Origin of the sequence: Streptomyces sp. NPDC026092 (assembly GCF_040638605.1) — a bacterium.
GTDB lineage: Bacteria > Actinomycetota > Actinomycetes > Streptomycetales > Streptomycetaceae > Streptomyces.
Genome location: NZ_JBEZYN010000007.1, coordinates 275,691 through 299,364 on the forward strand (window position 1 = coordinate 275,691; position 23,674 = coordinate 299,364).

General features: G+C 70.5%; 14 protein-coding genes and 2 pseudogenes. 5 read left to right on the forward strand and 11 right to left on the reverse strand.

Annotated elements, in window-relative coordinates; translation table 11 throughout:
- Positions 1–73: 73 nt before the first annotated feature.
- Positions 74–325, forward strand: coding sequence for a hypothetical protein (locus AB0F56_RS14435; protein WP_362008447.1), 252 nt, complete (start codon positions 74–76; stop codon positions 323–325).
- A 93-nt stretch (positions 326–418) separates the two neighbouring features.
- On the opposite strand, the gene AB0F56_RS14440 is transcribed toward AB0F56_RS14435, so the two are convergent.
- The 3 genes and pseudogenes from AB0F56_RS14440 to AB0F56_RS14450 form a co-directional block, all read right to left on the reverse strand.
- Entirely contained in the window at positions 419–1,594 is a 1,176-nt protein-coding gene (locus AB0F56_RS14440; protein WP_362008450.1) for an alpha-hydroxy-acid oxidizing protein, read from the reverse strand.
- A gap of 25 nt (positions 1,595–1,619) precedes the next feature.
- Complete coding sequence (locus AB0F56_RS14445; protein WP_362008453.1) at positions 1,620–2,015, reverse strand: arsenate reductase ArsC; 396 nt, start codon at positions 2,013–2,015, stop codon at positions 1,620–1,622.
- Between the two features lie 18 nt (positions 2,016–2,033).
- Positions 2,034–2,542, reverse strand: a pseudogene (locus AB0F56_RS14450) (aquaporin family protein); the annotation flags it as partial.
- Between the two features lie 7 nt (positions 2,543–2,549).
- Between AB0F56_RS14450 and AB0F56_RS14455 the strand changes: the two are divergent.
- A pseudogene (locus AB0F56_RS14455) lies at positions 2,550–2,726 on the forward strand (arsenite S-adenosylmethyltransferase); the annotation flags it as partial.
- Between the two features lie 15 nt (positions 2,727–2,741).
- Here the strand turns inward: AB0F56_RS14455 and AB0F56_RS14460 are convergent.
- From AB0F56_RS14460 to AB0F56_RS14495, 8 genes are all read right to left on the reverse strand, one after another.
- Positions 2,742–4,598, reverse strand: a complete 1,857-nt coding sequence (locus tag AB0F56_RS14460; protein ID WP_362008456.1) for a sigma-70 family RNA polymerase sigma factor — start codon at positions 4,596–4,598, stop codon at positions 2,742–2,744.
- Between the two features lie 162 nt (positions 4,599–4,760).
- On the reverse strand, positions 4,761–6,377 hold the full coding sequence (locus AB0F56_RS14465; RefSeq protein ID WP_362008458.1) for a glycoside hydrolase family 13 protein: 1,617 nt from the start codon (positions 6,375–6,377) through the stop codon (positions 4,761–4,763).
- Between the two features lie 117 nt (positions 6,378–6,494).
- Positions 6,495–7,370, reverse strand: a complete 876-nt coding sequence (locus AB0F56_RS14470) for a carbohydrate ABC transporter permease (protein ID WP_362008461.1) — start codon at positions 7,368–7,370, stop codon at positions 6,495–6,497.
- Positions 7,371–7,387: 17 nt separating this feature from the next.
- Positions 7,388–8,347, reverse strand: coding sequence for a sugar ABC transporter permease (locus tag AB0F56_RS14475; protein WP_362008463.1), 960 nt, complete (start codon positions 8,345–8,347; stop codon positions 7,388–7,390).
- 104 nt (positions 8,348–8,451) lie between these two features.
- Positions 8,452–9,870 carry an extracellular solute-binding protein gene (locus tag AB0F56_RS14480; RefSeq protein ID WP_362008466.1) on the reverse strand — a complete coding sequence of 473 codons (1,419 nt, stop codon included), beginning with the start codon at positions 9,868–9,870 and terminating at the stop codon, positions 8,452–8,454.
- A gap of 218 nt (positions 9,871–10,088) precedes the next feature.
- Positions 10,089–14,384, reverse strand: coding sequence for a discoidin domain-containing protein (locus AB0F56_RS14485; protein ID WP_362008469.1), 4,296 nt, complete (start codon positions 14,382–14,384; stop codon positions 10,089–10,091).
- 117 nt (positions 14,385–14,501) lie between these two features.
- Positions 14,502–17,873, reverse strand: coding sequence for a CARDB domain-containing protein (locus AB0F56_RS14490; RefSeq protein WP_362008471.1), 3,372 nt, complete (start codon positions 17,871–17,873; stop codon positions 14,502–14,504).
- Between the two features lie 260 nt (positions 17,874–18,133).
- A complete protein-coding gene (locus tag AB0F56_RS14495) occupies positions 18,134–19,144 on the reverse strand; it encodes a LacI family DNA-binding transcriptional regulator (protein ID WP_362008474.1) in 1,011 nt (336 codons plus the stop codon).
- Positions 19,145–19,479: 335 nt separating this feature from the next.
- On the opposite strand from AB0F56_RS14495, the gene AB0F56_RS14500 reads away from it, so the two are divergent.
- The 3 genes from AB0F56_RS14500 (at position 19,480) to AB0F56_RS14510 (ending at position 23,533) form a co-directional block, all read left to right on the forward strand.
- On the forward strand, positions 19,480–20,670 hold the full coding sequence (locus AB0F56_RS14500; RefSeq protein ID WP_362008477.1) for a cytochrome P450: 1,191 nt from the start codon (positions 19,480–19,482) through the stop codon (positions 20,668–20,670).
- A 121-nt stretch (positions 20,671–20,791) separates the two neighbouring features.
- Complete coding sequence (locus tag AB0F56_RS14505) at positions 20,792–21,721, forward strand: ADP-ribosylglycohydrolase family protein (protein ID WP_362008687.1); 930 nt, start codon at positions 20,792–20,794, stop codon at positions 21,719–21,721.
- Between the two features lie 135 nt (positions 21,722–21,856).
- Positions 21,857–23,533 (forward strand): peptidase M23, encoded by a 1,677-nt coding sequence (locus AB0F56_RS14510; protein WP_362008479.1) that lies wholly within the window; start codon positions 21,857–21,859, stop codon positions 23,531–23,533.
- The last annotated feature ends 141 nt before the right edge of the window (positions 23,534–23,674 follow it).

The window sequence follows — 23,674 nt, forward strand, 5'->3', positions numbered from 1 at the left end:
GCACCCTTGTGGGCGGACCTGCCCTTCCGTCACCTTCGGCAGCGACACCCGTGTCGATCACGAGGGGGACCTGTTGGCCCACCCGACCGCATCCGAAACCCGACCCTTCACCCTGTGGACCGGCCGCGCGCTCCTGCGCTGGGCGCGCCTCCTCCAACGTACGGTCGCGTCCCGTGACCGTCGCCGCGCCCATGTGGCCCGGCGGAACGCCGCTATGCGCGCCGCGTTCGAGCGCGGTGTCGACCGGGAGACGATCGCCCGAACGATCGGACTGAGCCAGGCCCATGTGGGTCAGGCACTGCGAGGAGAGCCCACCACCGAGTAGCTCCGCCGGCTACGGCATCCGGCGGCGGCCCACCCGTGGTGGCCGATTCGTTCCCCGTCCCGCGCTCGGGACGGGGCACGAACCGCGCGGGCGTCAGTCGACGCGGCGGAGGGCGGCCGGGGTCAGGTCGGCGAGGGTGGGGTAGCCGTCTACGGCCATCAGGAGGTCGGCTTCCGCGAGGAGGGAGCGGAGGACGTGGGTCAGGCCGTCGACGCCGCCGAGGGCGAGGCCGTAGGCGTACGGGCGGCCCACGGCGACCGCGGTGGCGCCCAGGGCGAGGGCCTTGATGATGTCCGTACCGCTGCGTACGCCCGAGTCGAAGATCACCGGCAGGCCGTCGGCGGCCTCGACGACCTCGGGAAGGGCGTCGAGCGCGGCGAGGCCGCCGTTGGCCTGGCGGCCGCCGTGGTTGGAGCAGTAGACGCCGTCCACTCCCCCGTCCTTGGCGCGGCGTACGTCCTCGGGGTGGCAGAGGCCCTTCACGATCAGCGGGAGCGACGTCAGGGAGCGCAGCCAGGGGAGGTCGTCCCAGGTCAGCGGGTTGCCGAAGACACCCGCCCAGTGCAGCACCGCCGCGCCCGCGTTCTCCTCCGGCGGCTGGGCGAGCGCCGCGCGGAAGACCGGGTCGCTGGTGTAGTTCGCCAGGCAGTGGCCCCTCAGCTGGGGGAAGTTGCTCGTCGCCAGGTCCCTCGGGCGCCAACCGGTCACCCACGTGTCGAGCGTGACCACGATGCCCCGGAACCCGGCCTTCTCCGCGCGCTCCACCAGGCTCGCGGCCAGATCCCGGTCCGTGGGCGTGTAGAGCTGGAAGAACCCGGGAGTCGAGCCGAACTCGGCGGCGACCTCCTCCAGCGGGTCCACCGACAGCGTCGACGCGATCATCGGCACCCCGGTGGCGGCCGCGGCACGGGCGGCGGCGAGGTCGCCGTGCCCGTCCTGCGCGCACAGGCCCAGCACCCCGATCGGCGCCATCATCAGCGGCGAGGACAGCGACAGGCCGAACATCGACACCGACATGTCCCGTTCCTTGGCCCCCACGAACATCCGGGGAATCACCCCGTGACGGGCGAAGGCCGCGACGTTCGCCCGCTGCGTGTGCTCGTCACCGGCCCCGCCCGCCACGTACGACCACACCGACGGGGACATCGCCGCGCGCGCCTTCTCCTCCCAGCCCTCGTACGACATCGGGAATCGCGGCAGGACCCCGCCCAGCCCGTTGAAGTAGATCTCGTTCTGGTACTCGCCGAACGCGCCCACTGTGCTCCCCACTCCCTCGACAACGTGTGGGGGTGATTCAAGCCGTCAGGTCCGCCAGGAGTCCACGGACGCGCGCCTCGATCTCGTCCCGGATCGGCCGGACCGCCTCCACGCCCTGACCGGCCGGGTCGTCGAGGGTCCAGTCGAGGTACCGCTTGCCCGGGAAGACGGGACAGGCGTCCCCGCAGCCCATCGTGATCACGACGTCCGACGCCTGGACGGCTTCCACTGTGAGGACCTTCGGGGTCTGAGCGGCGAGGTCGATTCCGACCTCGGCCATCGCCTCGACCACCGCCGGGTTCACGGCGTCGGCCGGCGCCGAGCCTGCCGAGCGGACCTCGACCCGGCCGGCGCCGAGGTGCGTGAGGAAGGCGGCGGCCATCTGCGAACGGCCGGCGTTGTGGACACAGACGAACAGCACGGACGGGTGCATGGAAAGACTCCCGGGAGTTCAGCGGGTTGCGGGGACGGCAGGAAGCGGGGCGGGCTCGCGCTCGCCGAAGACCAGGGCCACCAGGCCCAGGCCGACGGCGGCGCCGACGAGTTGCGCGATGACGAACGCGGGGACGGAGGCCGGGGCGATCCCGGCGAAGGAGTCGGTGAAGGCCCGGCCGATCGTCACCGCCGGGTTCGCGAACGAGGTGGAGGAGGTGAACCAGTACGCCGCCCCGATGAAGCCCGCCACCGCGACCGGCGCGACGCTCTCCCGGCCTGTGCGGGGCAGGCCGAAGACCACCAGGAGCAGCCCTGCCGTCGCCACCACCTCACCCAGCCAGAGGTGGGGCGAGGAACGGTCATGACCGGAAAGGCCACCCGCCGCCCGCCGAACATCGCGTTCGCCAGGACCGCTCCGGTGATCGCGCCCACGAGCTGGGCGGACACGAACGCCCCCACCTCCCGCGCCGACGGACCGGCGCCCGTACGGCGACCGGCGGCCCACGCCGCGAGCGTGACCACCGGGACCATCGAGCGGCGGGCCGAACGGGGTGACTACGTCGGCTGTATCGCGGGCGCGCTGACCTTCGCCGAGTACCGCGACGGCCTCGAAGCGGCCGGCTTCACCGCCATCGACATCACCGCGACCCACGCGGTCGCCGACGGCATGCACGCGGCCGTCGTCCGGGCGGTCAAGCCCGGCGCCTGACGCCGGGTGTGATCGTCAGCGCGCGCCGAACACCTGGGTCCAGTAGGGGCCGCCCTGGTCGTGGATGCCGATCCCGATCTCCTTGAAGTCGCAGTTGAGGATGTTCGCCCGGTGGCCCGGGCTGTTCATCCAGGACTCCATGACCTGCTCCGGGCTGCTCTGCCCCATGGCGATGTTCTCGCCGTACGTCGACCAGGGGTACCCGGTGGCCGTGACGCGCTCGCCCGGACCCTTCCCGTCGGGGCTGGTGTGGTCGAAGTAGTCCCGCGCGGCCATGTCGTCGGAGTGGCCCTGCGCCGCCCTCGTCAGCTGCGAGTTCGCCGTCAGAGGGCTGCAACCGGCCTTCGCCCGCTCGGCGTTGACCAGACTGATCACCTGGTCGGCCGTGGAGTCCGAACCGGCGGGCGGGGTCGTCGCCGTGACCTTCGGCTTCGGCTTGGGCTTCGCCGCGGGCGACGAGGTCCGGGGGGCCGCCGTCTTCGACGGCGTGGCCTTCGCCGTGCTCGGACGGGCGGACGGAGTCGCCGTCGCACTGGCCGACGCCGATGCCGACGCGGAAGCGGAGGCCGAGGGGGTCTCCAGGAGCGTGGTCGGGTCCTGCCCGAGCCCCAGGTCCGGACCGGGAGCGGCGGCCCGGTTCGCGTCCACCGACTCCCCGTCCCCGTCGGGTCCGGCGTTCAGGTAGAAGGCCCCGCCGGTGACCGCCACGACCGCCATGCCCGCGGCGACGACGGCCCTGCGCCGGCCACGCCGCTGCTCCTGCTCCCTCCGCCGCCGCGACGCTCGCGAGCTGCGGGGACCCGCAGGGCGTTCGGGTACGGGAGTGACTGTGCTCTGCGTCTCGTAAAGTCCCGTGGGCTCGTACGGCTCGTACGCCTCGTACGGCTCGTACGCGGGCATCGGCTCGACCGACTGATAGGTCGCGGTCTCCCCGTACTGCCCCGGTATCTCGTACGCCTCGTACGCCTGCGTCTCGTACGCCCCCTGGGTCGCGTACGCCCCATATGTGTCGTACGACTCCGGAGTCCCGTACTGGTACCCCGTGCTCGCCGCCGCCGTCAGTCCGAAGCCCGCGCTCTCCCGGACCGAGGCGAGCAGCCACGCCGACGGCGGGACCAGGAGCAGGCCCGCCAGCAGCCCCTCGGCCGGGACGAGGTTGCTCCACAGGCCGGCGCAGTGCGCGCAGCCGCGCGCGTGGCGGGCTATGCGCTTGCGCCACAGGGCGGACGGGCGGCCGTCCCAGGTGCCGAGCTCGGAGCGGAGGGTGGGGCACGGCGGGTTCTCGGTCAGGGCCCGGACGACGACACGGGCGGTGTCGAGCTGGGCCTTCATCCGCTGCACCCGGACCGCGGTGTGTTCCGTGGACAGGCCGAGGGCCGCCGCCACCTCGTAGCGGGTCAGCTCCCCGGCGCACTCCAGCCACCAGAGCGAGAGGAGCGCGCTGTCGTCCGGCTCGAGCCAGCGCGTGGCCTCGGCGGTCTCGCGGCGCTGCCCGGACAGGTGCAGGCTGACCAGGGTCAGGTCCACGAAGTCCGCGCCGGGGTGGGCGACGTCACGGGCGTCGTCGAGGACGCCCATGTGGAGGCGGGACTGCTGCTTGTGCCAGTGGCCGCGGATCCCGTTCATGGTGATGGCCACGAGCCAGGAGCGGAAGCTGTCCGGGGCGCGCAGGGTGCCGAGCCCGTCGAGCGCCCGCAGCATCGTCTCCTGCACCACGTCGTCGACGTCGTGGTGGCCGTTCAGGGCCCGGCCCACGATGTTGTAGACGAGGGGAAGGTAGGCGGCGACGAGCTGGTCCTGTGCCCACAGGTCCCCGCTCTGCGCCGCCCTCACGAGCTCCGTGCCGTGCTGCGTGCCGTACTGCGTTCCCATGCCCTGGTTCACTCTGCCTGTCCCGCCTGTTGTCGATGCCGGCAGTTGGGAGACCCCCGGGTATCCCGCTGATAACAGAAATCGGCGAAAGTTTTGCGGCAGAGTAGTACACAGGAGCGAACACGAGCGGTCGCCCCTGCCTCCTGGCTGGTCAGAGGCCCATCAGAGCACTCCTCCGACGCGCAGCCACACCGCCGTGTCCTGAGGCAGCCGTCCCTCGGCGTCGAGCGGTCCGCTGGCGAGCAGGATCCGGTCGTACGGCGGCAGCGTGGCCGGCCACGGCGCGAGGTTCACCACACACACCAGGCCCTCCGGGCGGGCCAGCGCGAGCACGCCCTCCTCGGCCGGCAGCCAGGTCATGGGCCCGTCGCCGAAGCCCGGCTCCGCCCGGCGCAGCGCCAGGGCCGTCCGGTACAGCGCGAGCATCGACTCCGGGTCGGTGCGCTGACGGTCCACCGCGTACCGCGCCCAGTCCCGGGGCTGGGGCAGCCACGGCTCGGACTCCGAGCCGAAGCCGTACCAGGGCGCTTCGGCGGCCCAGGGCAGCGGGACGCGGCAGCCGTCGCGGCCGGGGTCGACGCCCTCGGAGCGGGCGTGCATGGGGTCCTCGATGCGGTCGAGCGGGATCTCGGCCTCGGGGAGTCCGAGCTCCTCGCCCTGGTACACGTACACCGACCCGGGCAGGACGAGGGTGAGCAGCGCGGCGGCCCGGGCCCGTCGGGTGCCGAGGCGGAGGTCGGTGGGGGTGCCGAAGGCCTTCGTCGCGAAGTCGAAGCCGGTGTCGGCGCGCCCGTAGCGGGTGACGGTCCGGGTGACGTCGTGGTTGCAGAGGACCCAGGTCGCGGGGGCTCCGACGGGCGCGTGCTCGGCGAGGGTGTCGTCGATGGTGCGGCGCAGCCGGTCCGCCTCCCAGGGGCAGGAGAGGAAGGAGAAGTTGAAGGCGGTGTGCAGCTCGTCGGGGCGGAGGTAGCGGGCGAACCGTTCGGAGTCCGGCAGCCAGACCTCGCCGACGAAGACGCCCTGGTAGGTGTCGGCGATCGCGCGCCAGGAGCGGTAGATGTCGTGGAGTTCGTCCTGGTCGATGTACGGGTGGGGGTCGACGCCCTCGACGAAGTCGGCGAGGGCGGGGTCCTTGGCGAGCAGCGCGGCCGAGTCGATGCGTACGCCGGCGACGCCGCGCTCGAACCAGAAGCGCAGGACGTCCTCGTGCTCGCGGCGGACCTCCGGGTGGGCCCAGTTGAGGTCGGGCTGCTCGGGGGTGAAGAGATGGAGGTACCACTCGCCGTCCTCGACCCGGGTCCAGGTCGCGCCGGAGAACTGCGAGGGCCAGTCGTTGGGCGGGAGTTCGCCGTGCTCGCCGCGGCCGGGGCGGAAGTGGAACCGTTCGCGCTCGGGGCTGCCGGGTCCGGCGGCGAGGGCCGCGCGGAACCAGGCGTGCTGGTCGGAGACGTGGTTGGGGACGATGTCGACGATCACGCGGATCCCGAGCTCGCGTGCTTCGGCGATGAGCTTCTCGGCCTCGGCGAGGGTGCCGAAGGCGGGGTCGATGGTGCGGTAGTCGGCGACGTCGTAGCCGCCGTCCACGAGTGGGGAGAGGTACCAGGGGGTGAACCAGACGGCGTCGACGCCCAGTTCGGCGAGGTAGGGCAGTCTCGCCCGGACGCCCGCGAGGTCCCCGGTGCCGTCGCCGTCTCCGTCGGCGAAGCTGCGTGGGTACACCTGGTAGATGACGGCGTCGCGCCACCAGTCGTCGGTGCGGTGCGAGTTCGGGGCTGCCACGTGACGGTCCTTTCGGGCAGGTCGGGGTTCTTCGCCGCCGGCCCGGTTGCGGCGGGGCGTGTCGGACGGGCCGGCGACGAAGGTCTGGGGGTGCGGAGGCGGGGAGGGGCGGCGCTGTCAGCCCTTGAGTCCGCCCGCGGTGAGGCCGCTCATGATGTTGCGCTGGAAGACCAGGAAGATGAGCAGGGTCGGCACGGAGGCGATGGTGAGCGCGGCGATGAGCACGTTCACGGGTACGCCGTTGGCGAGCGAGTAGATGCCGACGTTGAGGGTCTGCGTCGCGGGGTCGGGGAGCGTGAGCATCGGCCAGAGAAAGTCCTTCCAGACCCCCACCACGGCGAAGATCGACACCACGCCCAGGATCGGCCGCGAGATGGGCAGCACGATCGACCACAGGATGCGCGTGGGCGAGGCGCCGTCGATGGAGGCCGCGTCGAGGAGTTCCCTCGGGATCGAGTCGAAGAACCTCTTGAGCAGGAAGATGTTGAAGGCGTTGGTCACGGACGGGAGCCAGATCGCCCAGGGCGTGTTGAGCAGGTTGCGCTCGATGACGGGCACGTCGAGGACCGTGAGGTACTGCGGTACGACGAGGACGGTCGCCGGGATCATCAGGGTCGCCAGCATCAGGCCGAGGATCGCCTTGCCGAGGACGGGCCGCAGTTTGGAGAGCGAGTAGGCGGCCGCCACGTCGAGGACGAGTTGGAAGGCGAGCGCGCCGAACGCGTAGTAGAGGGTGTTGAAGAGCAGGGTGGCGAGGTCCATGACCTCCCAGGCGCGGGTGTAGTTCGCCGGCTCGAAGGTGCCGGGCACCAGGGTCGGCGGTGTCTGGATCACCTCCTGGGCGTCCTTGAAGCCGCTCGTCACCAGCCAGTACAGGGGGCCCAGGAACGCCAGGGTGAAGCCGCCGACGACCACGGCGAAGACCGTCCAGTAGATGACCCTGCCGCGGGGGCGGGCGAGCTGCGCCGGCGAGATGAGTGTGCGTGTCGACATGGTGGTCTCCCCCGGTCCTACTCGTCCTCGGCGCGGCTGAGCTTCACGTACGCGGCCGAGAATCCGGCCAGGAGTACGAGGAGGAGCAGGCCGAGCGCCGCCGCGGCACCGTAGTTGTTGAAGTTGAAGGCGTATTGGTAGATGAGGTGGACGACGGTCGTGGTGGAGCCTTCGGGTCCCGCGCCGCCGGTCAGCAGGAAGGGTTCGACGAAGACCTGCATGGTCGCGATGATCTGCATGAGCAGCATCAGCGAGAGGATGAGCCGGGTCTGCGGGATGGTGACGTGCCAGATCTTGCGGAGGAGCCCGGCGCCGTCCAGTTCGGCCGCCTCGTACAGCTCGCCGGGGATGGACTGGAGCGCGGCGAGGTAGATGAGGGCCGCGCCGCCCATGTTCATCCAGGTCGAGGCGATGACGACGGAGAGCATCGAGAGGTCGGGGTCCTGGAGCCACTGCTGCTCGGGCAGGTGGAGGAACCGGAAGAGCTCGTTGAGCAGACCGTAGCCGGGGTCGTACAGGTACTTGAAGAGGAGGACGGAGGCGACCGGCGGGAGCATCACGGGGAGGTAGACGAGCAGCCGGAGGTAGCCCTTTCCGTGGTGGAACTCGTTGATGACGATGGCCACGACGAACGGCACGGCGAAGCCGAAGACGAGCGCGAGCACGGTGAACAGGAGCGTGTTGCGCCAGGCCTGCCAGAAGGCCGGGTCGTTGAAGACGGTGACGAGGTTGTCGAATCCGACCCAGGTGGTCTGGCCGCTCTCGGTCTTCTGGAAGGCCAGGAAGAACTCCCTGACCATCGGATACCAGGAGAAGACCGCGAAGCAGAGGACCGCGCCGATCAGGAACCCGTGGGCGGTGAGGTTGCGCCGCAGGCTCTTCGCGAACCGCCCGCCGGGGGGCGCGTGGTCCGCCTCGTGCGGCGGTGAGGGGCGGGGGGAACCCGCCTTGCTCGGGGTCAGGCTGGGGGCCGACATCGTCGCTCGCTCCTTGATGCTGGTCTGCCGGTTCGGCCGGGTGTCGGGCTGAGTGAGGGGCCCGGGCGGGGCGGCAGGTCGGTCCGCCCCTGCCCGGGATCCGGTCATCCGGTGGCGAGGACCTGGTTGACCTGCGTCTCGGCGGTGGCGAGCAGCTTGTCGATGTCGGCGTCCTTGTTGGTGAGGATGCCGGACATCACGGTGTCGAGGACCTTGTAGACCTCCTGGGCCTTCGGCGGCTCCGCCTTGCCCGCGACCGGGTTGTCCATGAAGGACTTGAAGTTGGCGACCGGCATGGTGGCGTGCTCCACGCGGGCGGCGTCGTCCTTGCCCTTGGAGTCGTTCAGCCAGAAGTTGGGCTGCGGGACGCCGACCGGGAGGCCGTCCTGCTTGGAACGCGCCCAGTCGAACTGGCCCTTGCCGACGGTGAGGTTCTTGAAGTTGAGCCAGGCGACGGCGGCCTTGATCTTGTCGGACGAGATGCCCTTCTTGACCATGTAGTTGTTGCCGCCGGCCAAGGTGGCCTTCTCGCCGGGGATCGGGCCCATGCCGAAGTTCTCGTACTTCGCGCCGAGTTGCTGGACCATGTACGCGATGTCGTCGGGCGCCGCGAGGAACATGCCGAGCTTGTCGGTCGCTATCTGCTTCTGCAGGTCGCCCCACTGGAGCAGCTGGGTCTTGCCCATGCTGTCGTCCTCCCAGCGCATGGCGTGGAGGTTCTTCGCGACCTGCTTGCCCAGCTCGTTGTTGAACGCGGCCTTCTTGCCGCTCGCGTCGACGACGTCGCCGCCCAGGCTGTACATCTGCGCGGTGAAGTGCCAGCCACCGGTGTTGCCCGCGCTGTACTCGCCGAAGCCCGCGATGCCGTTGCCGAGTCCGGCGATCTTCTTCGCGGCGGCGCGGACCTCCTCCCAGGTGCGCGGCGGGGCGTCGGCGTCGAGGCCGGCCTGCTGGAAGAGCTTGCGGTTGATGAGCAGGCCCATCGTGTAGTTGCTGGTGGGCAGGCCGTAGAGCTTGCCGTCCTGCTTGAGGGAGCCGAGGACGTTCGGGTCGATGTCCTTCAGGAGCGGGACGGTCCTGTCGTTGACGTACGCGGTGATGTCGGCGGCGCCGTCGTTGTCCAGAACCTGCTGCAGGTCGGTGAAGTACGTGTAGAAGACGTCCGGCTGGGACTTGGCCTTGAGCATCGCGGTGAAGCGGGGCGGTTCGAGGCACTGGCCGGCGGTGGAGCGGCCCTCGATCGTGACGTTGGGGTACGTCTTGTTGAAGGCGGCGACGTCCTCCTTCCACTGCTTGAGCTCGGCCGCCTTCGCCGTCGGGGGCATGCAGTCGATGGTGAGCGTCACCTTGGTCTTCGGGTCCAGCGGGGCGGCGGGGTCGGACGACCCGCCGCCCTCGGAACCACCGCCGCCGTTGTTGTCGCTGCTGCTCGTGCCGCAGGCGGCGAGCACGGTCAGCGTGAGCGCGGAGACGAGGGTGACCGCGCTGGCGCGGCGCGTACGGCGGAACCGGGCACTTCTCATGGGTGGTCCCCTTCGGGCATGAACGCGGAGGTCGCCCCACCGCCGGTGCGTTCTGTGGGGCGCGCCACACTCAACCACCCCCAACAAGTGAACGCAAGATATCGCGCCGATTTCGTAATTGCCTGACAGAAACGAGAAGAAGGCCGGTGCAAGCAGCCGCAAGCCGCCTGCACCGGCCTCACCGGGCCGGTCTCCCGCCCGGGGTGTCGCCGGACCCGCTAGGGGTTGACGTTGATCTTGAAGGTGGACGTGGTGTTACGGATGTCCACCACGTTGCCGCTCAGCTCCAGGCCGTTGAAGGTCACCTCCCCCACGGCCGGCCCCTGACCGGACTCGGGCAGCTCGTTGGCCCAGAGGCCGAAGCCCGACTTCGCGTCGTACGCGTCGCCGCTCCTGCGCGCGCCCGTGATCGAGATGTCCGTGAACACGGTGTCCTTGATGGGGAACTGCGGCTGTCCGCCGACGTAGTTCGTCTGGAACATCACGCCGCTGTACGTCGGGTCGACGATGTCGACATGGTTGACCCTGATCCCCTGGAAGACCTTGGAGGCGGAGAACACCCAGATGCCCGGGAAGGTCTGCGCGCCCCAGAAGTGCCCGCCGGCCCGGACGATCGAGATGTTCTCGAAGGTCGTCGGATCGGTGCCGAAGCCGTTCATCGGGTAGCCGAAGTCCAGCGAGGAGATGGTGATGCCGGAGTAGACGAGGGTGTCGGCGATGTGGATGTTGCGGAAGGTGTTGTTGTAGCCGCCGTAGACGGCGACGCCCGCGGCCCGCCAGGTCAGCGTCGACGTCAGGTTCTCGTAGACGTTGTTCTTCATGTCCGCGCCACCCGCGTCGATCGCGGAGAACAGCGCGAAGCTGTCGTCACCGGTGGCCCGCGCGTCGTTGTTGCTCACGAGGTTGTCGGTGGAGCCGTTGGTCATGTTGATGCCGTCCGCGAACATGTTGCGGATCCGCGAGTTCCGAATCGTGATCCGGTCCGTGTTCGCGCCCCAGTACAGGCACACCATGTGCTCGTTCCAGATGTCGTCGATCACGATGTCGGTGACACCTCCGAAGTCGAAGACCTTGCCCGGGCCGTCGATCCGCGAGGTGTAGTTGCCCCAGTAGGCGAAGCCCTTGAAGAGCGAGCCCTTCGCCGCCGCCTCGGCCCGGAAGCCGACGTCGGTGTTGTCCTGCGCGGCGGGCGCGTGGAACTTCGTGTACCAGGGGCCGGCGCCGACGACCTTCACGGGCTTGCCGTACACCTGGAACTTGCTCGACGTCTGGTAGTCGCCCGCCGGCAGGTAGACGCCCACGAGGGTGCCCGTGGTGTCCATCCGTACCCTGTCGAGCGCGTTCTGGACGTCCTGGTGGCCGAAGCCGGCCGGGACCGCGTACGTGGCCGGGTCGGGGTTCGCGACCGGCGCGACCTGCTCCAGGTTCACGAAGTCGACCGCGTAGTACGGCTGGTTGTTCGCGGCGTCCTTCTGCAGCCGGATCCTGCTGCCCGCCCGCACGGTCTCGCCGAGCATGACGTTCGCCTCGTCGTAGATGTGCCGCGGGGCGCCCGAACCCGGGGAGTTGCCGGGCGCGGTCTCGGCGCCGTACAGCCAGGCGTACTTCGAGGTCACCGGGAGCGCCTTCTTGAACACCCCGTCGATGTAGACGTTGATCGTGGAGTCGACGCCCCCGCCGCCCGGGGCGTCGGGCAGCGAGACCCGGGCGACCAGGGTGTTGGTGTCGGCGCGGGTGGTGAACTCGACGTACTCGCCCGTCGCGTCCAGGTTCACGGCCTTGCGGCCCGAGGCCTCGCCCGCGATGTCGCCGACGGTCCGGTTCGGGCCGACGACCTGCGCGCCTCCCCCGGCGGTGCCGTCCTCCGCCTCGTACATGTCGTACGGCATGTTGGCGCCGCGGCCGACGAAGAGCGGCTGGGTGGAGGTGTTGTTGGCGCGTTTGACCGGCAGCTCGTTGGCGTCGTCGGCGAGGACGACCTTCACGGTGTACGAGCCGCCCGCCGCGGTCCAGGGGCCGAGGCCCACCTCGGTCATGGCCCCGGCCGCGAGGGCCCCGCTGTGCGCCCCGGTCAGCGTCCTGACCGTGGCGCCCGTGGAGTCGAGCAGGGTGAGGGTGACACCGTGGCTGCCCGGGGCGCTCGCCACGGTGCCCTGGTTCTTCACGGCCACCTTGAACGTGACGGCCTGACCGGCGGCCGGGCTGGACGGCGAGGTGGTCACGGAGCTCGCGATCAGGTCCGAGCTGGCGACCGGCCTGACCACCAGGGCGGTGGGGCTGGTGAACGTGTTGTTGGACTCGTTCTGCTCGATGACCGCGCCCGCCTCGTCGGCGACCGCGCTCAGCTCGTACGAACCGGCGTCCCGCGCCCCGATGGAGGCTTGAGCCGTGGTCTGGGCGCCGGCGGCCAGGGCTCCGACCTGGGCGGTGGCGACCTTGGTGCCGCCCAGGCGCAGCGCCACGGCGCTCGCGGGCGAGGCGGCCGGGCCGCTGTTGCGGACGGTCGCGCTCACCGTGATCGGGTCCGACTCGACCGGGGAGGCGGGCGAGGCGGTCAGTCCTGTGACCTCCAGGTCCGGGTTGGGCGCCGGGACGCCGACGACCTGGAACTCGGCGAGCTGGCCGGCCGGGGCGCCGGAGTTGGCGGTGAACCTCAGCTGGACGTCGGCGACCCGGGCGGAGACCGGGATCGTGACCGTGTTGCCGCTCGACGGGTCGAAGGTGTAGCTCTTCGCCGCGACGAGGCCGGTGTGGCCGGAGGCGCTCTGCTCGCGGCCGAGGACCTCGATCGTCTGGCTCCGGGTGGCCCAGGCTCCGTCCGGGTTGAGCTTGAGGACGAGCCGTTCGACGTCGGCGTTGGAGCCGAGCTTCACGGTGAGGGTCTGCGGGTAGCTGCCGCCCGCGCCCTCCCAGTACGTCGTGAGGTTGTTGTCGTTGGCGTTGACGGCGGCGTACGTGTGCACCGTGGAGGAGGCGGCGATCTCCTTGCCGACCGCGAGGTTGGAGCCTGTGCCGCCGGTGCCGTCGCGGGTCACGGCGTTGCTGTTGGCCGACTGGTTGCCGGCCGCGTCCTTGGCGCGGACGTGGTAGGTGACGGTCGCGGAGGCCGGCTGGGTGTCGGTGTACGTGGTGACGTTGCCGGCCACGCTGCCCCGGAGGGTGTTGTTGGCGTAGACGTCGTAGCCGGTGACGCCCACGTTGTCCGACGAGGCGTTCCAGGCCAGCCGGATCTGGCCGGCCGCGGGCTCGGTGAGCTGGAGGTTCGCGGGGGCTGTGGGTGCCTGGGTGTCCCCGGTGTCGCCGGTGCGGGTCACGGTGTTGCTGTCGGCGGACTGGTTGCCCGCCGCGTCCTTGGCACGGACGAGGTAGGTCACCGTCTGGTTCGCCGGCCGGGTGTCGGTGAACGTGGTGACTCCCCCGGCGACACTGCTGAGCAGGGCGCCGCCCGCGTAGATGTCGTAGCCCGTCACGCCGACGTTGTCGGTGGCCGCGTTCCAGGTGAGCCGGATCTGGTCGGTGGCGGGCTGGGTGAGCGCGAGGTTCGCGGGCGCGGACGGTGGCTGCGTGTCGCCGGTCTCCGGGCCGTAGACCTCCAGCTCGGAGAGCTGTCCGGCGGGCTGGACGCTGTTCGCGGTGATGAGGACGCGGACGTGGCGGGTGGTGGTGGCGTCGAAGGTGATCGTCGCGGTGTGTCCGCCGGCCGCGTCGAAGGTGTACGCCTGGGATGCGGTCAGGTCGGTGAAGGCGGTGCCGTTGGTGCTGCCCTGGATCTTCAGGGTCTGGCTGCGCGTCTCCCAGCCGGAGGGCAGCCGCAGGACGACCCGGTCGACGCGGACGGCGGAGCCGAGGTCCGCCTGGATCCACTGCGGGAGGGCGTTGTTGGCGCTCTCCCAGTAGGTGGCCCGGTTGCCGTCGTTGGCGTTGCCCGCCCCGTACACCTGGGTGTGGCTGCTCGCGGTCAGGGTGCGGCCCGCCGCGAGGTCGACGGAGGAGGCGTCGGCGGCGTGCACCTCCAGCTCGGAGAGCTGGGCGGCCTGCCAGCCGGTGTTGGCGGTGACGGCGATCCGGACGAACCGCGTCTGGGTGGCAGGGAACGTGACCGTGACGGTGTTGGCCGTACCGGGGCTGAAGGTGTAGGTGGCGGAGTTCTTGAGGGTGGCGAAGCTGGTGCCGTCGGCGCTGCCCTGGACGGAGAGCGTCTGGTTACGGCTCTCCCAGCCGGCGGGCAGCTTCAGGACCACCTCGTCCACGCGGGTCGTGGTGCCGAGGTCGGCCTGGACCCACTGGGGCAGGCCGCTGCCGGCGCTCTGCCAGTACGAGCCCTGGTTGCCGTCGGTGATGTTGGCGGCGCCGTACTCGGCCAGGGCACTGCTGCCCGCCGCGGCGTCGCCGAGGGCGATGTTGGGGCCGCCCGCGGCCTGCGCGTTCCCGCTCATCAGCGGACCGCCCAGTGCCAGGAGGCTGGTCGCGACCACGGCGCTCAGGAACCGCGGTCTCCATGCGGAGATGCTCATCTGTCCTCTCAAGTCTCGTTCTCGGCCTCGCGCCGACCGGCGACAAGGCACGGCTCAGTGGCGGCGGCCCCGCTGGAACGGGGCCGCCGCATGGCGTTTCTCAGGGGGTGCGGGAGGTCAGTTCCGGTTGACGACGAACTGCGAGCCGGGCTCGATGAGGACGTCGCCCTCGGCCGAGTTGGTGATCGTGACGCCGGTCAGGGTCGCGCTGCCGCGCGCGCCGCTCATGGCGAGGACGCCGGAGCCGTTGTTCGACTTGTCGATCCGGACGTTGGTGATCTTCACGTCCGGCATCTCGCCGCCACCGGTCTTGAACTGGATGCCGTCGTACGTCGAGTCGAGGATGTCGGTGTCCCGGATGGTGACGCCCGGGATGGGCTGGCCCTGCGCGAAGAGCGTGATCGCGCCGAACTCCTGGTCCTCGTTCCAGAACGCGCCGCCGGTGCGGTGCAGGGCGTTGTTGGCGATCAGCGTCTGCCCGGTGAAGGGCAGCGGGTCGTGGTCGGTCGCCAACATGATGCCCGGGTAGTTCATGGTGTCCGCGATGATGTTGTTCTCGATGGTGTTGCCGAAGCCGCCGTAGACGGCGATGCCGTTGGCCCGCCACGGCAGCTGGATGGTGTTGTTGCGGAAGTGGTTGTTGGATCCGATGTCCACCGAGGTGTCCTTGACGTACTTGCTGGCCCACACGGCCAGCGCGTCGTCGCCGGTGTTGCGGAAGGACGAGTCGAAGACGGTGGAGTTGCGGGTGCCGTTGGCGAAGTTGATGCCGTCGGCGTAGGTGTTGCGGATCCGCATCCCGGTGAACTCCAGGCCGTCGCCGGGGCCCCACAGCTCGGGGATGTTGGAGTAGTCGCGGCCGGCCCAGACGCCGACGTTGGCGTGCTCGATCCAGACGTTGTTGATCTTGGTGTTCTTGCCGAAGCGCCCGTTGAGGCCGACTCCGCCCTCCGCGTTGCCGTCACCGCCGCGGATCTGGCCCGAACCGAAGATGGCGATGTCGGAGATCTGCGTGTTGTGGTCGATGTCGAAGCCGAAGTTGCCCTCGTGCGGGTGGTTGATGCCGCCGGCCTGGTGCGGCGGAGTGAGGGTGTAGAGCTGGGAGTGCCACATGCCCGCGCCGCGGATCGTGACGTCCCGGATGCCGACCTGGTTGAACTGGCCGCGGTTGAGCGGGTCGTCGGTCAGGATCTTCTGCTCCTGGCGCCACTGCCCGGCGGGAATCCACACGCAGGAGATCTGGCCGTTCTGGTCGGCGGTGACGGCGCGCTGGAGGGCGTCGGTGTCGTCGATGCCGTCGTTCGGGACCGCGCCGTACTCGGTGATGGAGGTGCAGTTGGCGGGCTTGGCGGCCGGCGGGGCCACCTGCTCCAGGTCGATCAGGTCGATGACGTAGAAGGCCGCCGAGTCGCCCGCGTCGCGCTGGAGCCGGAACTTGGTGCCCACCGGGTACGTCTGGGTGAGCAGCGCGTGGGACTCGTCGAAGAGCCGCCGGGCGTCACCGCCGGGCCGGTTGGTGAGGCCCTCGGGGTCGTCGGTGGTGCCGTAGAGCCAGCTGTGCTTGGACGACAGGGTCAGCTTGCGGACGAAGACGCCGTCCGCGTAGAGGCTGATCGTCGCGTCGGCCCCGCCGCCCGCGGCCGAGTCGGGGACGGAGTTGCGTACGACGATCGAGTTGGAGGGGTTCGTCGAGGTGAACTCGACGTACTGGCCTTGGGAGTTGAGGCGCACGGACCGGCGGCCCGAGGACTCGGTGGCGAAGTTGGTGTGGCCGAAGGTCCGCTTCTGGTCGGCGGTGAGCAGGGTGCCCTCGTACCGGGCGTCCTCCGCCTCGTACTCGGTGTACGGCACGGCCGCGCCGCGTCCGACGACGAGGGAGCGGGTGAAGACGTTGTTGTTCTCGTCGGTCTCGGCGAGGACGCCGGTGGCGTCGGCGGTCGCGGTGAGGGTGGCGCCGCCGCTGGTGGCGGTCCACGTGCCGGAGATGGCGACGGTGGCGGTCTGGCCCGCGGCGATCGCGCCCGCGGTGCCGTTCAGGGTGGTGGTTCCGGCCGTCAGCCGGGTGACCGTGCCGGCCGGGGCGCCGGTCGTGCCGCGGTTGTCGACCGCGACGGTGAAGGTGACGGCGGAGCCGACCGCGGGGCTGGCCGGGTTGGTGGTGATCCCGGTGACCCGCAGGTCGGGGCCGGGGCTCTGGCCGACGACGAGCTTCGTCGCCGCGGTCCGGCTGTTGTTGGTGTTGTCCTGCTCGGCGACGGTGTCGGTCGGGTCGACCACGGCCGAGACGGTGTACGAGCCCATGGGCCGCTTGCCGACCGCGACCGGGACGGTCGCCGAGGCACCGGCGGCGAGGGCCGGGACCGGGGCGGAACCGGCGACGGCGCCTTCCAGGCTGACCTGGACGGTGGTCGCGGCGGCGGCAGCGGTGCCCGCGTTGCGGACCGTGGCGTTGACGGTCACGGTGTCCGTCTCGGACGGGGAGGAGGGGGTCCACGTCAGATCGGTGACGGTGAGGTCGGGGTTGGGTGCGGCCGCGCCCACGACCTGGAACTCCGCGACCTGGCCGCCCGGGGCGCCGGTGTTGGAAAAGATCGTCAGGCGCAGGTCGGCGTACCGGCCGGTGACCGGGATCGTGACGGTGTTCTGGCCGGAGGGGCTGAAGGCGTAGTCCGCGCGTGCCTTCAGCGAGGTGAAGCCGGCGGCCCCCTGCTCACGTCCGAGGACCTCGATCGACTGGGTCCTCGGACCCCACACCGGGTCGGGGTTGAGCTTGACGACCACGGCCGTGACGTCGGCGTTCGCACCGAGCTTCACGGTCAGGCTCGACGGGAAGCCCGCCGACTCCCAGTAGGTGGTGGCGCTGTCGTCGTTGGCGTGGGCGGCGACGTACGTCTGGGTGGTCGACGTCGCCTCGATCGGCTTGTTGCGCGCGAGGTTGGTCCCCGGGGGCGGGTCGACCGGGCCCCCTCCGGCGTCGCCGTAGACCTCCAGCTCGGAGAGCTGGGCGGCGTTCCAGCCGGAGTTCGCCGTCACCTGGATCCGCACGTACCGCGTGGTGACGGAGGTGAGGGCGAGGGTGACGGTATTCGCCTGGGAGGGATCGAACGCGCGGGGCTGGGCCGCGGCGAGGGTGGTGAACGCGGAGCCGTCGGCGCTGCCGAGCACACCGACGGTCTGCGAGCGGGCCTCCCACGTGGTCGGGAGCTTCAGGACGACGCTGTCGACGCGGGTCGCGGCGCCGAGGTCGACCTGCACCCACTGCGGGAAGGACCCGGCCGGGCCCTCCCAGTAGGACTGCTGACCGCCGTCCGTGACGTTGCCGGCCGGATACGCGCCGTGGGCGCCGGCGGCCGTGGCGGGTCTGCCGAGCGCCAGGTTGGGCGCGGCGGTGGCTGCTGCGTGTGCGGTGACCGGCAGGAGTCCGACGGCCACCAACGCGGCTATCAGCATGCCGACCGTCAACCGCCAGCTCAGGGTTGTGCCTCTCATATGGGCCTCTCCACCGTGCTGGGCCCCGGCGCCGCCCCGAAACATGCTTCTCGCCAGGAACCGAGCGGAACTCTGACAATGAATGACGGCTACCTACAGACTTATTGAGCTCTTTCGTTAATCTTTTGCACCGTCGGCGTGTCAGGTTTCTATCAGGTCACCGCTTTGTCAACAGCCGTGACATGAAAAGGCTCCGGCGCCGGGGAGGCGGGATGCCTCCCCGGCGCCGGAGCCGGGGGAAGGGTGGGTGAGGAGTGGGGTCAGCCGAGCGGCGGCGGCGCCGTCGAGCCCCGTACGACGAGTTCGGGCTCGAAGAGCAGCTCACTGGGGTCGGTCTGCGTGCCCTGGATCTGGGCGCTGAGCAGTTCGACGGCCGCGCGCCCCATCGCCTCGATGGGCTGGCGGACGGTGGAGAGGGGCGGCTCCGTGCAGTTCATGAAGGCGGAGTCGTCGAACCCGACCACGGACACCTGGTCGGGAACGGAGAGCCCGCGCCTGCGCGCGGCCCTTATGGCTCCGAGGGCGAGCGGGTCGCTGGCGCAGACGATGCCGGTGACGCCCCGCTCAAGGAGGCGGGTGGCCGCCGCCTGGCCGCCTTCGAGCGAGAAGATCGAGCGGACGACGTGCTCGTCGGGCAGCTTCGCGCCCGCCGCCTCGGCCACCGCGCGAGCCGCTTCGAGCTTGCGCCGCGAGGGGACGTGGTCGCTGGGGCCGAGGACGAGTCCGATGCGCTCGTGCCCGAGGGAGGCGAGGTGGCGCCACGCCTGCTCCACGGCGACGGCGTCGTCGCAGGAGACGCAGGGGAAGTTGAGGCCCTCGATGGAGGCGTTGATGAGGACCACCGGAATGTTGCGCTCCGCCAGCTGGTGGTAGTGGTCGTGCGGCGCGTCCGCCTGCGCGAACAGTCCGCCGGCGAAGACCACGCCGGACACCTGCTGCTGGAGGAGGAGTTCGACATAGTCGGCCTCGGAGACGCCGCCCTTGGTCTGCGTACAGAGCACGGGGGTCAGCCCCTGCTGCGCGAGCGCACCGCCGATCACCTCGGCGAACGCGGGGAAGATCGGGTTCTGCAACTCGGGCAGGACGAGCCCGACGAGCCGCGCGCGCTCGCCGCGCAACTGCGTGGGCCGCTCGTACCCGAGCACGTCGAGCGCCGTGAGGACGGACTGCCGCGTCGCCTCGGAGACACCGGGCTTGCCGTTGAGCACACGGCTGACCGTCGCCTCGCTGACTCCCACCTTCTTGGCCACTTGAGCAAGTCGTCGCGTCATGAACGCAAGCGTAGCGCAAGAACCGCAAGAATGTTGCGCGGCCAGGTCGGCCGATCAGGCGCGACGGGCGTACGCGGACAGCCGCCGGTTCGTCGCGACGCGCACCCGCCTTCGCGATACGGGCGCGAGGGGGACACGACACGGGAGCCGATGGCCGCGCATTGCCTTGAACGCCCACTGATTGCAACGCACCATTGCGTTCACTCCACGTGTCATTGCATCAATTTACCGCCACTCACCTGCTATTACCCCCATCACCTGATTGACGACACCATGAACGCAACGTAGCTTTCGGCATACGTCAAACACGCTATGTCGCGAGATGAGGAACGGCCATGAGTGAAGCCCTCCACCACGTCACGGATCTGCCGACCGAGCGCCCGACCGGCTGCCCCTTCGACCCGCCGGCCGAGCTGACGGAAGCGCATGGACACGGCCCCATCAGCCGGTACACCCACCCCGGCGGCAAACCCGGCTATCTGATCACCGGGTACGACCTGGTCAGGTCGGTCCTGGCCGACTCGCGGTTCAGCTCGCGCAAGGACCTCATGAACGTGGTCGACTTCCAGCTGCCTCCGGCGCCGCCCGGCGAGTTCCTCCTCATGGACGAACCGGACCACAGCCGCTACCGGAAGCCGCTGGTGGGCAAGTTCACCGCACGGCGGATGCGGCTCCTCACCGAGCGCGTCGAGCAGATCACCACCGCGTGTCTGGACGCCATGGAGAGGAACGGCCCCTCTGCGGACCTGGTGACCGCGTTCGCCAAGCCCATCCCCACGATCATCATCTGTGAGCTGCTCGGAGTGCCGTACGAGGACCGGGACTCGTTCCAGGAGCAGATCGACACCTTCATGAGCGGGGAGACGAGCGACGAGGATCTGATCGCGGCCTACACCGCGACGCAGGAGTACCTCGCGCAGCTGGTGGTGGCCAAGCGCGCCAACCCGACCGACGACGTGCTCAGCGAGCTCACCGACAGCGACCTGACCGACGAGGAGCTGAAGGGCATCAGCCTGATCCTCCTGGCGGCCGGCTTCGACACCACCGCCAACATGCTCTCCCTCGGCGCCTTCGCCCTGCTGCAGAACCCGGAGCAACTGGACGCGCTGCGCGCCGATCCCGAGCTCACCGACAAGGCCGTGGAGGAGCTGCTGCGGTACCTGAGCGTCGCCAAGACGTTCATGCGGACGACGCTCGAGGACGTCGAGGTCGGCGGCCAGACCATCGAGGCCGGCACGACGGTCTTCCTCTCGTACAACACCGCCAACCGCGACCCCGAGCGCTTCCCGGACCCCCACACGCTCGACATCCGGCGGGAGTCGGGCGGCCATCTGGCCTTCGGCCACGGCATCCACCTGTGCCTGGGGCAGCAGTTGGCCCGGGTCGAGATGCGGGTCGCGTTCTCCGCCCTCTTCAAGCGCTTCCCCACCCTCCGCCTCGCCGTCCCGGCCGAGGAGGTCGCCCTGCGCCCGGAGACCGCGGACATCTACGGCGTCAAGAGCCTCCCGGTCACCTGGGACGCCTGACCCACGAACCGGTGGTGGGTGAGACAGCGCGGCCCCCCTCACCCACCACCCCTCACCCCCGGGACCGCTCCTGAGGCATCGATACCCTGCGCGAATGCAGCAGATGAAGCAGACGCAGGGGATACGGCGGACAGAGCGGGCCGCCGGCGCGGTCGTCGGCTCGGCGGTGGGCGACGCCCTGGGCGCGCCCTTCGAGTTCGGCCTCCCGGGAGCGTTCTCCGCGCGGTTTCCCGCGCCCGGTGCCGGCGGCGAGATGTGCGGAGGCGGCGGCTGGGACCCGGGCGAGGCCACCGACGACACGCAGATGGCCGTCATGGTCGCGGAGTCCCTGCTGGAGCGGGGCGGGCTCGACCTGCCGGACATCTTCGCCCGCTTCCAGCGGTGGGCGGCGGCCGACCCCAAGGACATCGGCCTGCAGACCGAGGACGTCCTGACCAACGGCGCGCCCTGGGGCCTCGCCGCAGGGATCCACTTCCAGGTCAATCAACGGGCCGCCGGCAACGGCTCCTTGATGCGCGCGTCGACCTCCGCCGTCCACTTCGCGCCCGCCGGCCGGGACGCGACCATGGACGCGGCCCGCCGCATCGCCGCCCTCACGCACGGGGACCGCGCGGCCTGGGAGGGCACCGCGATCTTCCACGAGCTCGTCCGCGTCACGCTCGAAGGCGCCGACCCGCTCGCCGCGCTCCCGGACATCCTGACGCTCGTCCACACCGACCACCGCGAGCGGTACGCGACCGTCCTCGCCCCCGACTGGCACCCCGATCGGGCGACCGAGTTCAACGGCGCCGTCTGGCCCTGCCTGGGCTCCGCCGTCTGGGCCCTCCGTACGACGACGGGCTTCGAGGACGCCGTGCGCGCGGCGGTCGACCTCGGCGGGGACACGGACACGGTCGCCGCCGTGACCGGAGGCCTCGCGGGCGCGTACTACGGCCTCGACGCGATCCCGGCCCGGTGGACCCGGCCGCTCCATGTCCCCCTCCCCGGGTTCGACGGACGGGTGTTGCACCTCGCGGATCTGATCGACCTGGCGCAGCGCCTCGAAGGCTGAACCGGGTCTCCTTCGTCGCGCGTGTCACTCCGGATCGTTCCGGATGCCTTGTCCTCGGTGGCCCCCCTTACTTTGTCGACGGCGCCGGGCGGCCCTCAGCCGGGCGGGAACTCCTCGACGACAGAGAGGCACTCCATGGCAAGAACCGGCTTATCCCGCCTGCTCTCCAGACTCGCCGTCATCACCGGCCTGTGGGCTCTGGTCATCGGCATGACCGCCTCGGCCGGCGTCGCCCGGCCCGTGCCGCCCAGGACCGGTGACGACCATTACGGCGTCTCCCGGTACTTCCTCGGCCCGGAGGGGGTGGCCGAGGGGAAGGCCATTCCGACCGTCCCGTGTGATCCCGCCGGACCGTCGGCCACCGACGGCATCATGGCCGACCAGCTCAACCCGCAGCTCAACAACAAGATGGCCGGCTATCTCGACGCGTACAAGATGTCCTGCGCCCGGATGGTCACGCAGGCGGTGAAGGACCGCGGGCTCAACCCGAAGGCCGCGACGATCTCCATCGCCACGATCATCGTCGAAGCCAGCATGAACAACTACTCCGCGGCCGTCGACCACACCAGCCTCGGCCTGTTCCAGCAGCAGGACTGGTGGGGCACGCGCGAGCAGCGACTGGACCCGACGTACGCCACCAACGCCTTCCTCAACGCGATGGAGCAGCAGTTCCCGAACGGCTCGTGGAACGACAACGAGATCGGCTACGTCGCCTGGAACGTCCAGCGGCCCCGCGAGGACCTGCGCCACCTGTACGGGATCGAGGCCGGCGACGCGGCGCTCATCGCCAACGCGCTCTGGGCCGGTGCGAGCGGCGGGCCCAAGCACCCGTACGGCTCGGGCCGCGTGGTCTCCGGGCGGTCCGCGGACGGGCGCCTCGAAGCGTTCGCCGCCGGGGCCGACGGCGTGTACCACGCGTGGCAGACCGAGGTGAACGGCAACTGGTCGCCGTGGCGGTTCCAGGGCGGTCCGCGCAACGCGCAGCTGGCGGTGGCGGCCAACGCGGACGGCCGCCTCGAGCTGTTCGCCCTTTCGGACACGACCTTCGACCACATGTGGCAGACCGGGCCCAGCGCGGGCTGGTCCGGCTGGGCGAACTTCGGCACCGGCGGATACCGAGTGGCGGCGGGCACCAACGCCGACGGCCGGATCGAGGTGTTCGCCTCCAACGCCGAGGGTGTGTTCCACCGTTGGCAGACCGCACCCAGCGGCGGTTGGGCCCCCTGGGACGGCACCGGCGGCGGACCGGTCACCTCACGCCTCGCCATGGAGACCGCTCCTGACGGCCGGCTTGAGGTGTTCGCGCTCTCGGACTCGACGTTCAAGCACCTGTACCAGACCGGCGTCAACGGCGGCTGGTCCGCCTGGGAGGACTTCGGCGACGGCGGAAAGGCGGTCGCCGTGAGCCACAACCAGGACGGCAGGCTCGAGGTGTTCGCGTCCAACGCCAGTGGCGTGTTCCACCGCTGGCAGACCAGCCCGACCTCGTGGTCGGCGTGGACGGGAACCGGCGGCGGAGGGCCCGCCAACGCCGAGCTGGCCACGTCCCGGTCGGTGGACGGCCGCGTCGAGGTGTTCGCGATCAACGGCACCACCGCGAGCCACGCCTGGCAGACCGGCCCGAACGCGGCGTACGCGGAGTGGGAGACGTTCGGCGGAGGCGGCACGACGGTCGGCGCGAGCAACAACGCCGACGGCCGCATCGAGGTGTTCGGCACCAGCCACGCCGGCGTCTACCACCGCTGGCAGACCGGCTTCACCACCTGGTCCGAATGGCGCTGGCTCAACGACTCCGGGCCCGCGATGAACTAGATGAAGCAGATGGACCGGCTACAAGGCTGCCGCTCGGGCCCGTCCGCCACCTCCGGTGCGCGGGCGGGCCCGGGCGCGCTTCATGAGCCGCCGATGATCTTACGTATTCCTGACGCAACCCGCCTGGAGCGCCCACACGGC